This is a genomic window from Streptomyces sp. NPDC014801, from assembly GCF_043082085.1.
GTDB lineage: Bacteria > Actinomycetota > Actinomycetes > Streptomycetales > Streptomycetaceae > Streptomyces.
This window is the reverse complement of record NZ_JBIBXG010000002.1, coordinates 544479-555636: the sequence shown is the minus strand read 5'-3', so window position 1 is coordinate 555636 and position 11158 is coordinate 544479. Positions and strand designations below refer to the sequence as shown.

Below are 11158 nucleotides of genomic sequence, written 5' to 3'. Positions count from 1 at the left end.
GTGCTGACCATGTCGGACACCGCCTTGGCGATCGTCACGAGCGGCTTCGACATGCGCATCCGCGCAGAGTCGTGGCTCGGCGGCGTGCTCCTGGCCGACGACATCCCCGTCGCCGACGGCAGCGAGAGCCGCGACCGGTCCCTGGCCATCCCCGAGCAGATCACCCTCAGCGTGCCGCGCACGGACGGCGGCACCAGCTGGGAGCCGATCGACCCGGGCCACCCGCTCGCCGCCTACGGGCAGATGCTCCGCGTGGACTACGGCGTGGACCTCCCCGGCCACACCGAGTGGATCAATCGGGGCTGGTTCCTCATCACCGGATCCGAGACCGACGGGGAGACGGTCAGCGTCACCGCCTCCGGCCTGCTCCAGTTGATCCAGGAAGCGGAGATGGTCGCCCCGTTCCAGCCGTCCTCCACGGACACCCTCGTGAGCGTCGTCCGCGCCCTGGTCGAACCCGCCCTCACCGTGTCCATCGACAGCCAGCTCACCGACCGCACTGTCCCGCTGAGCATCCAGTGGGACACCGACCGGCTCGGAGCCCTCACCGAAGTCCTCAACGCGTGGCCGGCGGACGCGCACGTCACCCCCGACGGCTACCTCTCCGTCGAGCCGCTCGGCGACGGCACCACCCCGGTGCTCTCCCTGACCGACGGGGTCGGCGGCACCGTGGTGCGCTGGCAGGCCTCCGCCAGCCGCGACGGCGGCTACAACACGGTCGTCGCCCAGGGCGAAGACGGCTTCGGCAACCAGATCCAGGGCGTCGTCTACGACCAGGAGCCGGGCAGCCCTCTGCGCTACGGCGGCACCTTCAGCCCCCTGCCCGTGCCGTACAAGTTCTCCTCACCGCTGCTGACGACGATCACCCAGTGCCGGGACGCGGCCGCCACCACCCTGAAGCGGCTGCGCCGCACCGCCGGCCGCAAGTTCACGGTCACCCTGGTCCCGCACCCGGGGCTGATGACCGGCGACGTCGTCTCGGTGACCGGGGCCGGGCTGAAGAACACGCTGTGCGTCATAGAGTCCATGAGCCTGCCGTACTCGCCGCAGGAGATGACCCTGACCGTGAGGGTGCTGTAGATGGCCGACTGGGCGGACACCAAAATCTCAACCGCAGGGCAGGGGGCACTGCCGGGCGTAGCCCGCACCGCCTCCGCGAACGGGGCCTGCATCGTGCGGGTCGCCGGCATCGAGGTCACCGCCCGCGTGGTGACCGGGCTGACCGTCGCCGCGGGTGACCTCCTGCTGCTGATCCGGCTCGGCTCCGTGTACTGGGTGATCGCCAAGACGTCCGCGCCGCCCAGCACACCGCCCACGCCGCCCACGGCCGGCACCGGCCCGGACGGCGGCGACACCGCACCCGACCCGAAGCCCGTCACAACGACCGGCCGCCTGGTGTGCGCCCCGGTCTCCACCGCCACCTACCGCGACGGGCACTGGCGCTCCGACGGCGGCGGCATCGACAGCTTCGACACCTTCCAGGGCCGCTACTCGGGCTCCAGCTACGGGCGGATGACCGGGTGTGCCTTCTACGGCAGCAAGCCGAGGACGCTGGCCGGGGCGACTGTCACCAGCGCCACCATTCAGGTACGGCGGCTGTCCGCCGGCGACTTCGCCGCCCGCACGCCGACGCTGCGCCTCGTCTCGCAATCCACGCGGCCCTCTGGCGCTCCCACGTTGAACGAGACCGCGGCGGGCCCGAGCTTGCCCGTCAATGCGACCGCCAGCTCGTTCGCGATCCCGACGTCCTGGGCGCAGGCCATGGTCGACGGCACTCGCGGAGGCCTCGCCATCTCCATCAGCTCGGACTCCCCGTACATCCAGCTCGCCGGCCGCGGCAGCTGGTCTGCCGCCTGGACACTCACGATCAACTGGAGGCGCGGATGACGCAGCAGACCGCGAAGGGCATCCACTACCCGGAGTCGACGGATCACACCCGGCTCTGGGAGCACTTCCAGACGCTGGCCACGGACGTGGACGGCCTCATCACGATCGGAAGCGCCGAAGCGGAGGACACCGCCTCCCGCACCACCACCAGCACCAGCTACGCCGATGCCACCGGCGGCGTCTTCTCCTGCTCGGTGACCGTGCCGCCCAGCGGGAAGGTGATGGTGGCGATCCGGTGCACGCAGCGCAACTCGAGCAGCACCCTGAACGCGATCACCAGCTGGCAGGCGGTCGGCTCGACCTCGGGCACGGTCTACTCGCCGAACGACACCGCGGCGCTGATCGTGAACGGTACGAACAACATCTCGCTGTGCCTGACCAAGCGCTTGACCGGTCTGGTGCCCGGGGAGACCTTGACGGTCTCCCTCAAGCACAGGGTCAACAGCCCGTCCACCGCCACCTGCGACTACCGCAACATCGACGTGTGGGGCCTTCCGTAGCCCGACGCTTCCAGCACCGACGCCCGCCAGCGTGCGGGCTTTTCTCATGTCCGGAGGCCCGCCCGTGGCATTCAGCGACCGAAGCGACCCACCGTCGAACTGGTGCGACTGGTGGACCGAAGTGCACCAGCTCAGCGAGGACATCGCCTACGGCTGGGTGCCGCCGCATCTCACCGCGGACCCGACCGATCCGAACCCGTGGTTCTGGCACTGGTGCAGCCAGCAAGGCCGGTGGCAGGCACAGGCCGCACCCGACCACACCCTCGTCTCCCGTGAGCCCCTGCACCTGGAGCCCTCCCTGCTCTGGCCCTGCTGCGGCACCCACGGATTCGTCCGCAACGGGGCCTGGATCCCCGCCTGACCCCATGAAGGAGGGCCACATGCCCCAGCCGCCCGCTATCGGCCGCGTGGTGATCTACCGGTTGTCCGAGGAAGACGCCCGGCACATCACCCAGCAGCGTCACCACAGCGGCGCCAACGGCAACTTCGTCCGTGAAGGCGACCGCTACCCGGCAACGGTCGTGAAGACCTTCCCCGCGAACCCTGCCGACGTCGCCAACCTCAAGGTCATGCTCGACGGCGACGACACCTACTGGGCCACCTCCCGGCACATGGGAGACGAACCCGGCACCTGGTCCTGGCCGGTGATCTCGTGACCGCCCGCGGCATCGACGTATCCGCCTTTCAGGGCCCGCAGGACTGGGCCGCCCACAAGCGGGCCGGCGTCTGCTTCGCCTTCGCCAAGGCCAGCGAGGGCCAGCACTCGCGGGACCCCCGCTTCGACACGCACATCGCCGGAATCATCAAGGCCGGGTTGATCGCTGGGGCCTACCACTTCGCCTGGCCCAACCAGGACGCCACGGCGGAGGCGGCGAACTACATCTCCGCGGTGAAGCCGTACGCGAGGCCGGGCTTCGTCCACTGGCTCGACCTCGAGCGCATGAGCGACGGCCGCAACTACCACGGCCGCACCGCCTCCCAGATCCGGGCGTACGTGTCGGCGTGGACCGGGGCCGTGCAGCGCGCATTCCCCGGGCAGCGCGTCGGCATCTACACGTCCGCCGACGACCTCGCCGCCGGCCACGTCCCGGCCGGGCTGCCGCTCTGGTACCCGGCCTACCCGTGGGGGCCCGCGGACTACAACCGTGCTGAGGCCGCCCCCCAGCCGCGCCCGCACGGCTGGACCCCCCTCATCTGGCAGTTCACCAGCCAGCCCATGGACCGCTCCATCGCCTACATGACCGAGGCCGAGTTCCGCGCCTGGGCGGCAGGCACCGAGACCAAGGAGGCCCTCGTGGCGACCGATGAAGACGTGAAGACGCTGTGGCAGACCGACGGGGTCCTCGCCTCCCCGGACGGCGACAAGGACAAGACCGGCAACCGGTACTGGTCCCCGGAGAGCTACCTGCGGTTCGGATACCGCCAGGACCGGGAGACCAACACGCTGGTGAAGCAGCTGCTCGCGAAGGTCGACGCGCAGGGCCAGACCATCGACCAGCTCGTGAAGACGGTCGCCACCCTGGCCTCCGGCGTCGGCCACCTCGACGCCGGCGCGATCGTCGCCGAGCTGCGGCAGGCCATCGAGTCCATCCACGTGCACCTGGACGTCACCAACGAGCAGGAGGGCTGAGCCGTGAAGATCTCGAAGATGTGGAAGGCAGTCGTGGCCGGCGTCGCAGCCGGAAGCGCCGCCGCGGCGACCGCGGTCCAGGACGGGCAGGTGACGGCCGCCGAGGGTGTCACGATCGCCCTGGCGGTCCTCGGCGGTCTCGGCGTGACGTGGGCTGTCCCGAACCGGCAGACGACCAAGGACGCCGCCGAGCCGGGGGCCTGACTCTGCCCGATGTGTGCGTCAGCGGGAAGGTGGGGGCGTGGACGCGGCCATGGTGACGGCGATCGCCGCTCTGATCGGCGGGCCCGTGGCCGCGCTCGGCGCCATGTACGGCTCCCGCGGCGCGAATCGGGCAGCCCGGGAGGGCAACGCCGTGACGGGTTTCAACTCGCTGACGGATCAGCTCCAGGAGGAGCGCCGGGAGCTTCGCGAGGAGCTCAGCACACTGCGCGCCGAGCTGGCCGCGAAAGACCTGGAGATCGCGCGCCTGAAGCTTCTGGTGCAGCAGCTTGGCGGTACACCGTGAAGCGGGCGCAGAGCGTCCTGTACCGGGGCCGTCACCTGCTGTGGGCGCTGGCCGTCCTGCTGTTCCTCGGTGGCGCGGCCGCGGTGTCATGGCTGCTCGTCGACCGTGCTCAGCTCGCCGACCAGCTTGCCCACGAAGCGGACTTGCGCGGGACAGCGGTGTCGACGCTGGCCGGGGATGTGCGGGCGCTGCGAGAGCAGGTGAAGGCCGAGGGCAAGACTCCGGTGGCGCCCGACCCGGCGAAGGCCGTCGAGGACCTCCCGGCGCGCGCGAAGGTGCCGGTGCCCATCCCAGGGCCGCCCGGACCGCCCGGACCGCCCGGCTCCGCCGGCCCCGCGGGTCCGCCCGGCCGGTCGGGGGCCGACGGCGTGCCCGGCGTGCCCGGCGCGGCCGGGGCAACGGGGCCGCCAGGGCCCGCCGGTCCCGAAGGCCCGCAAGGCGAGCAGGGCCCCGCTGGACCGCCAGGGCCGGCAGGCCAGGACGGGAAGGACGGCCGCGACGGCAAGGACGGACAGACCTGCCCCACCGGCTACAGCCTCCAGGCCCCCAGCTACGACCCGGATGCCCTGGTCTGCCGGAAGGACGGAGCGCCCCAGCCCGGCGACAGCAGCCCGCCGTCGTCGCCGCTGGCCCTCGCCCTGGACCCGCACCGCCGCCAGTACGTCTGAACGCTCGCTGCCCCCCGCCGCCTTCGGGCGGCGGGGGGCCTTTTCCGTGCGCATACCACGCGGGACTGACAATTGACCGGCCTAGAGGGCCCGTTGGTGAACAACGCCACAAACAGCCGGGCTAGTTGGGATTTTCGGACTCTGTCGCATCAGAATCCAGTTACCACGGCAGAGAGCCCGCCGGGCTTCCTACGGCAACCGGCGGGCTCCTAACGGGTCATGAGTCACTTCGCAGAGACAAGGACCACGCTATGCACGTTACACAGCCGCCCGACCCAGGTGGGCTGTTTCCCAAGGGGATGCGCGTCACAGTCCTCGGCCTGATTGCCGGAATCGCCGGGCTTGTCACCGGTATCTTCGCTGGTGCTGTGGGCGGCCTCACGTTCTACCTTGCTAGTGCTGCTGGCGCTGGCGCGGCCTTTGGGGTCTTCACCGCCGGGATGATGGTCCTCGCTTACCTGCGCGAGTGACTGAGCCTGGCGCGGCCCCGCCGACCAGCCGGCGGGGCCGCGCTTGTACGTGGCCGGAGCCGCGCGCCGTAGGCTCCAGGCGTGATTGAAACGTTTGTGTTCGACGTCGGCGAGACCATCACCCGGGACGACCGCTACTGGGCTTCGTGGGCCGACTGGCTTGGCATCCCACGTCACACCTTGTCCGCCCTCGTCGGTGCAGTGGTCGCCCAAGGGTTCGACAACGCCGAGGCGCTGCGCCTGGCCCGGCCGGACATCGACGTCGTTGCCGAGTATCAGGCCCGGGAGGCTGCGGGCCGAGGGGAGCAGCTCGCGGAGAGCGACCTCTATGGCGACGTGCGCCCGGTGTTGGCAGCCCTCCGGCAGGCCGGTGCGCGCGTGATCATCGCGGGCAACCAGACACCGCGCGCGGGGGAGCTTCTGCGCGGCCTCGATCTGCCGGCCGATCTCATCGTCACCTCGGGGGAGTGGGGGGTCGCGAAGCCGCAGCCGGAGTTCTTCCAGCGGGTCATCGAGGTGGCGCAGGCAGCCCCCGAGGCCACGCTGTACATCGGCGACCACCCGGCGAACGACGTGTTCCCCGCGAAGGCGGCTGGGCTCCGTGTGGCGCACGTGCGCCGTGGCCCGTGGGGGCACCTGTGGGCGGACGACCCGGACGTCAGGGAAGCGGCGGACTGGCGGATCGACAGCCTCGCCCAGCTTGTGGAGCTGACCGGCAGCTGACCACGGCTGCGGCCCCGACGCGGCGCCCTTCGCCACATCCCAAGGCGTGCACAGAGCGTCTCGCTGCCGGTACGGTGTGAAATGACCGTACTGAACTGGAGCCGCAATGGCAGCACTTGGGTATGGCGAGGTAGGGCGCCGGATCGCCTACTACCGGCGGCTGAGGCGCATGACGCAGAAGCAGCTCGCCCAGGCTGCCTGCGTCGCGCTCGGGACGATCCGCAAGATCGAGCGCGGCGAGCGAGGCGTCAGCGACGTCACCCTCGAAGCCATCGCGGCCGCCCTGTCCCTTGACCCGCCGCAGCTCCGCAAAGACCGCGGCCCGGCCCACACTCCGGTGCACGACGCTCTCCCCGCCCTCTCCGCGGTCATCACCACGTACGACATGCCCGAGGACGGCCCCATCCGGCCCCTCCCGGAGCTGAACGCCGCCGTCCGCGAGGCTGCCGAATGGCGTCTGTCCGCCCAGTACACCCGCATCGCCCGCCGGATGCCTGACCTGCTCGCAGAGCTGGCCCGCGCCTACCACGCGGCCGCGCCAGAGCAACGAGCCGAGCTGGCCGGCCTTCTGGTCCGGGCGTACCGCTCAGCCGACGCGGTGGCGTACAAGTTCGGCGCCCGCGACCTCTCCGCGCGGCTCATCGAGCTCATGAGGTGGGCCGCGCCTGAGACAGGCGATCCGCTGCTGGCTGCGTCCGTCGCCTACGTGCGCACCGAGACCTTCTTCGCCGCGCGCGCCCACGCCGCGGGCCTTCGTGCTCTCGAGCAGGCCTTGGACACCGCCCCAGCGCCGTCCAGCCGGCACGAGGTCGCCGCTCGCGGCGCGCTGCACATGAGGGCAGCGGTCATCGCCGGTCGGGCACGGGACGCATCGGCTGCCGTCACCCACCTGGAAGAGGCCCAGGCGCTCGCCGACCAGGTTCCAGAGGACGTGTACCGCGGCACTGCCTTCGGGCCCGACTCGGTCCGCATCCACGAGGTATCCGTAGCCGTGAGCCTCGGCGATGAGCACGTTGGGCGTGCGCTGGACGTGGCCAGGCAGTGGAAGCCGCCGACGGATCTCCCAGCTGAGCGGCGATCGGGGTTCTACATCGAACTGGCCCGCGCTCAGCTGTGGTCGGGCATGCCCGACGACGCCTTCGAGTCGCTGAAGGTCGCCCGGCGCATCGCGCCGCAGCACACCCGCGAACACCCCTGGGTCCGTGAAGATGCCTCCACCCTGCGCCGCCTGAAGCGCGCGGATTCCGAGACACTCTCCAACTTCGCCGAGTGGTGCTCCGCAAACTGAGCACCCGCTACTACCCCTAGGCGGGGTACTTGGGGTACCTGGCAGCCCCCACTATCTATTGCACGCGCAGGAACCAGCAGTAGATGGGGGGACGCGATGCCCGACACACAGCTTGCGCCCACCGTCATCGACGGGCGGGTGAGCATCGCCCGACTCCACGGTGAAGCCTGCTTCGACTGCGGAGCAGTGAACAGGACCCTGCGCGCCGCCGGCCACGTTGTGCTGCGCGACAGCAGCCGCGTGTGGCAGATCGTCACATGCGGGTGCCGCGCAAAGGACTCGCCGCCGTGACCGGCGAAATCCAGCAGACCCCGGCGACCGCGCGACCGGCCCCGGGGCATGGCCAACGCTCAAACCAACCAGGGAGCGTCGACATGACGAACGGTACAGGCCCGTCCCAGAGCCGCCCACCCGGACACAAAATGACGATCCGGGTCTACCAGGTCGACCGCGCGGGCACGATCACCCGCGACCGCGGCGAGATCAGCGTCATCCCGTACGGCGAGGACCCGCTGCCGGTCTCCTCCGCCTTCCCGCCGTGCAAGTGCCCTCGCTGCCGCGCCGGGCAGGCGGTCACTCGGTGAACGCCACCCTCGACAGCAGCAGCACGACCGCCCCCGTCGACATCGCCACGATGCGGGCCACCGCGGCGCAGCTGCTCGGGCCGGAGGACGGCCGCGAGATGCCGCCGCCGGTCCCCGACGACCTGGCGGCGCTCACCGGCCTGCTGCGCGGCCAGTTGGAGCTGCTGATCCCGGAGGTCGAGGCCAAGGCCGCGCGGATGCCCAAGGACAGCGTCGCCCGCTACTGCGCGCTCGCCTGCATCGGCGAGGCCCGCCGCAAGCTGAGCCAGTACGCCACCCCCCGCTACGGCGGCGAGGCCGGCCACGCCCGGCGCCTGGCCCGCGTGCTGCGCGCGCTCTGCGACCACTACGAGGTCAAGGGCCACGCCCAGCGATGAAGACGATCACCGGCCTGCTCGTGTACGTGGCTGCCGTGACCGCCCCGGTCCTCGCCTTGGTGCTGGCGCGGACGCCCAGCTGACGCACCCCCATGGCGACCGCAGGGTCAGGGTCGCACCCCAAGAACGCCCCTCCCGCCCGGTGGACCGGAAGCCCCGGCGGGAGGGGTTCCAACCGCGCACATCCCTGGAGGGGAATGTGTCTGGTACGGCATTCCAAACGATGCTCAAGACGGCGTCCACCTACCTCGACGTGGCCGCCAACGCTCACGGCGAGGAGAAGGCGTGCCTCGCCTTGGAAGCGCTCAAGCGGCTGCACACCGACAGCCCGCACCTTGTTGAGGTGGGCCCCGGTGGCGGCTCCGCCGTCGCCTACCTGGCCTCCCAGCTTTCCCTGGGCGAGGCGCCCGCCGGCAAGCCGCGCCTCACCCTCGTTGAGGTGCCTGGCGTGACCTCGGCGTCCCTCGCCGACGCCATGGACGCCTTCAACCGAGTGGGACAGTGCACGCTGGTGTCCGGCTTCGCCCAGGACATCGGCACCGTCCTCACGGAACCGGTGGACGTCATCAGCGCCTCCGCGCTCCTGCACGAGGTCTACTCCTACGCCGGCGGCTACACGGGCCTGCATGCGGTCATCCGCACACTGCCGGCGATCCTTCGCCCGGGCGGGTTGTTCGCCTACCGGGACGTGTACGCGGTCAAGAGCACGTCCCTGCACGACCGGTCGCTGCAGACCTACACGTCCCGGTCGTGGCTTCGGTTCCTGCGGATGTTCGTCCCGCAGTACCTCGAACACGGCACCCACCCCTACCACAGCGACGCCGACCTGGTCGTCTTCCGGCAGGACTCCCGGATCGTGCCGGCCGAAAGGCTGGATGAGACGACCAGCGCGGTTGCCGCAGCCCCGGTGGGCGTCTTCCGCGAAGTGCAGCGGCACTACATCACCTTGCGCGACCACGTGTGGCGATCCGGCGTCCTCGGCTTCAGGCCCTACCTCGAGGGCCCGCTCGCCGGAGACTGGATCGACGCCAAGCACGGCCACAAGCGGGTGCACTACGACCTGACGGGCACCGACTGGCTACCTGGTTCGCAGCGGTCCATGCTGCTGGCCCTCAGCGAGCACTACCTGGACCACCACACCGTCGACGGCGACATCTTCGACGAGTGCACCGACATCGCCCTGAACGCGTTCCTCAGCCTCGCCGAACGCGGGGACGGCGAGTGCGCGGAGGTCTGGCAGAGCTGGGTGACCCGCGAGGGCCGCGAGACGTACGCGTACATGACGCTGGACGCCCTGCTCGCGGCCGTGGCCGTGCACTCGACGGAGGCCGCCCAGGAGCAGCGCACGGTGCTCATGCCGGTGAGGATCGGCGACGTGCGGCGCCGCGACCGGGCCTACTACAACCGCTACCTGCGGCGCGCCCTGCCGAACCCGCTGCGCGACGCCAAGCAGATGGTGCTGTTCACCAACGTCCCCATCGCCGACACGGAATCCTTGTCGGAAGGGATGCACTGCCTTCAGCAGTGGTGCAGCAAGGGCAGCCTCGCCCGCGTCTACTCAGCGATCAATCAAGGAGGATGACCTGTTGGACGGGCACATCGAAGTGGAGCGCAAACGCCGGCTCCCCGACGACGGGACGACCGTGGCGCGGATGCTGGCCGGGCTCGGCTGGACGCCGGACGCGCCGGTGACCGAGGTCGACACCTACTACAGCCGTCCCGACGTCGACTACATGGAGACGGTGGAGTGCCTGCGCGTCCGGCGCCGCGGCGACTTCTCCGAGATCACCTACAAGCCGCCGACCAGCGCGGCGACGCACAGCGCCGAGGACATGATCTCCAAGAAGGAGACGAACGTCCTGCTCGCCTTCGACCAGGCGCAGCAAGCGGACCAGCTGCTGGAGAACATCGGCATGCGGCGCCTGGTCCAAGTGGAGAAGCACCGCACCACCTACCGGCACGCGATGCATCCAGGGGTCAGCGTCAGCATCGACGCCGTCACCGGCGCCGGCTTCTTCGTCGAGACCGAGGTCATCAGCGACGCCCCGGACACCGCGGCGGTGCGGGTCGACCAGACGGAAGCTCGCCTCGGGGTGGCCGACCTGCCCACCGTCGACCTGCCCTACCGGGACCTTGTTCTGGAGCAGGTGGCTCAGTGAGCCGTTCCTGACCGGCCCCGCTCGTCCGCTTCCCCCGTGGCGGATGGGCGGGGCCTCTTGGGTTAGCGGGTGAGGACGGAGACGCGCGTGCCCAGGGCGTCGGCGATCCTGAGCAGGTCGCCGTAGCGAGGGTCGGCCTCACCGGACTCGATGCGCTGGAGGTGGCTGCGGCTCAGGCCGGTGGCCTCGCAGAAGGATTCCTGGGTGTGCTGGGCGGCGACGCGCAGGTCTGCGATGCGCTCGCCCAGCTCCCGGCGGCGTTCGATGATCCAGTCCGGGATGTCGCGAGGCACTCGACAAAACTGGACGGATCATGGTCACATGTCAGCACCAGGGCTGATGCTTTTTCTGACGCACAGTCAGG

The 11158-nt window shown here is 70.5% G+C and carries 17 protein-coding genes; 16 read left to right on the top strand and 1 reads right to left on the bottom strand.

Annotation, left to right across the window (positions count from 1 at the left end; translation table 11 throughout):
• The first annotated feature begins 9 nt into the window (after nt 1–9).
• The 16 genes from ACF1AL_RS06065 (at nt 10) to cyaB (ending at nt 10794) form a co-directional block, all read left to right on the top strand.
• Complete coding sequence (locus ACF1AL_RS06065; RefSeq protein ID WP_391779085.1) at nt 10–1080, top strand: DUF5047 domain-containing protein; 1071 nt, start codon at nt 10–12, stop codon at nt 1078–1080.
• Entirely contained in the window at nt 1081–1887 is an 807-nt protein-coding gene (locus ACF1AL_RS06060) for a hypothetical protein (RefSeq protein ID WP_391779084.1), read from the top strand.
• Nucleotides 1884–2387 carry a hypothetical protein gene (locus ACF1AL_RS06055; protein ID WP_391779083.1) on the top strand — a complete coding sequence of 168 codons (504 nt, stop codon included), beginning with the start codon at nt 1884–1886 and terminating at the stop codon, nt 2385–2387. Before ACF1AL_RS06060 ends, ACF1AL_RS06055 begins: the two co-directional genes overlap by 4 nt.
• A gap of 64 nt (nt 2388–2451) precedes the next feature.
• On the top strand, nt 2452–2748 hold the full coding sequence (locus ACF1AL_RS06050) for a hypothetical protein (RefSeq protein WP_391704844.1): 297 nt from the start codon (nt 2452–2454) through the stop codon (nt 2746–2748).
• Between the two features lie 19 nt (nt 2749–2767).
• On the top strand, nt 2768–3043 hold the full coding sequence (locus ACF1AL_RS06045; RefSeq protein ID WP_391779082.1) for a hypothetical protein: 276 nt from the start codon (nt 2768–2770) through the stop codon (nt 3041–3043).
• On the top strand, nt 3040–4017 hold the full coding sequence (locus ACF1AL_RS06040) for a glycoside hydrolase family 25 protein (protein ID WP_391779081.1): 978 nt from the start codon (nt 3040–3042) through the stop codon (nt 4015–4017). Before ACF1AL_RS06045 ends, ACF1AL_RS06040 begins: the two co-directional genes overlap by 4 nt.
• Before the next feature lie 3 nt (nt 4018–4020).
• Entirely contained in the window at nt 4021–4221 is a 201-nt protein-coding gene (locus ACF1AL_RS06035) for a hypothetical protein (RefSeq protein WP_391779080.1), read from the top strand.
• A 37-nt stretch (nt 4222–4258) separates the two neighbouring features.
• On the top strand, nt 4259–4525 hold the full coding sequence (locus ACF1AL_RS06030; protein WP_391779079.1) for a hypothetical protein: 267 nt from the start codon (nt 4259–4261) through the stop codon (nt 4523–4525).
• Nucleotides 4522–5193, top strand: coding sequence for a collagen-like protein (locus ACF1AL_RS06025; protein ID WP_391779078.1), 672 nt, complete (start codon nt 4522–4524; stop codon nt 5191–5193). The genes ACF1AL_RS06030 and ACF1AL_RS06025 overlap by 4 nt, the downstream gene beginning before the upstream one ends.
• A 251-nt stretch (nt 5194–5444) precedes the next feature.
• A complete protein-coding gene (locus tag ACF1AL_RS06020) occupies nt 5445–5663 on the top strand; it encodes a hypothetical protein (protein ID WP_391779077.1) in 219 nt (72 codons plus the stop codon).
• Nucleotides 5664–5744: 81 nt separating this feature from the next.
• Entirely contained in the window at nt 5745–6386 is a 642-nt protein-coding gene (locus tag ACF1AL_RS06015; protein ID WP_391779076.1) for an HAD family hydrolase, read from the top strand.
• Between the two features lie 106 nt (nt 6387–6492).
• Nucleotides 6493–7674 carry a helix-turn-helix domain-containing protein gene (locus ACF1AL_RS06010; protein WP_391779075.1) on the top strand — a complete coding sequence of 394 codons (1182 nt, stop codon included), beginning with the start codon at nt 6493–6495 and terminating at the stop codon, nt 7672–7674.
• A 422-nt stretch (nt 7675–8096) separates the two neighbouring features.
• On the top strand, nt 8097–8258 hold the full coding sequence (locus tag ACF1AL_RS06005) for a hypothetical protein (protein WP_391779074.1): 162 nt from the start codon (nt 8097–8099) through the stop codon (nt 8256–8258).
• On the top strand, nt 8255–8635 hold the full coding sequence (locus ACF1AL_RS06000; protein WP_391779073.1) for a DUF6415 family natural product biosynthesis protein: 381 nt from the start codon (nt 8255–8257) through the stop codon (nt 8633–8635). The genes ACF1AL_RS06005 and ACF1AL_RS06000 overlap by 4 nt, the downstream gene beginning before the upstream one ends.
• A 199-nt stretch (nt 8636–8834) precedes the next feature.
• On the top strand, nt 8835–10217 hold the full coding sequence (locus ACF1AL_RS05995; RefSeq protein ID WP_391779072.1) for a hypothetical protein: 1383 nt from the start codon (nt 8835–8837) through the stop codon (nt 10215–10217).
• A gap of 4 nt (nt 10218–10221) precedes the next feature.
• Nucleotides 10222–10794, top strand: a complete 573-nt coding sequence (gene cyaB / locus ACF1AL_RS05990) for a class IV adenylate cyclase (RefSeq protein ID WP_391779071.1) — start codon at nt 10222–10224, stop codon at nt 10792–10794.
• Nucleotides 10795–10856: 62 nt separating this feature from the next.
• Here cyaB and ACF1AL_RS05985 read toward each other — a convergent pair whose 3' ends face one another.
• Nucleotides 10857–11087 carry a helix-turn-helix domain-containing protein gene (locus tag ACF1AL_RS05985; protein ID WP_391779070.1) on the bottom strand — a complete coding sequence of 77 codons (231 nt, stop codon included), beginning with the start codon at nt 11085–11087 and terminating at the stop codon, nt 10857–10859.
• Nucleotides 11088–11158: the final 71 nt, after the last annotated feature.

Coding starts and splice junctions, on each gene's coding strand:
- ACF1AL_RS06065 (WP_391779085.1), top strand. CDS start 10: ATGTCGGACACCGCCTTGGCGATCGTCACGAGCGGCTTCGACATGCGC.
- ACF1AL_RS06060 (WP_391779084.1), top strand. CDS start 1,081: ATGGCCGACTGGGCGGACACCAAAATCTCAACCGCAGGGCAGGGGGCA.
- ACF1AL_RS06055 (WP_391779083.1), top strand. CDS start 1,884: ATGACGCAGCAGACCGCGAAGGGCATCCACTACCCGGAGTCGACGGAT.
- ACF1AL_RS06045 (WP_391779082.1), top strand. CDS start 2,768: ATGCCCCAGCCGCCCGCTATCGGCCGCGTGGTGATCTACCGGTTGTCC.
- ACF1AL_RS06020 (WP_391779077.1), top strand. CDS start 5,445: ATGCACGTTACACAGCCGCCCGACCCAGGTGGGCTGTTTCCCAAGGGG.
- ACF1AL_RS06010 (WP_391779075.1), top strand. CDS start 6,493: ATGGCAGCACTTGGGTATGGCGAGGTAGGGCGCCGGATCGCCTACTAC.
- ACF1AL_RS06005 (WP_391779074.1), top strand. CDS start 8,097: ATGACGATCCGGGTCTACCAGGTCGACCGCGCGGGCACGATCACCCGC.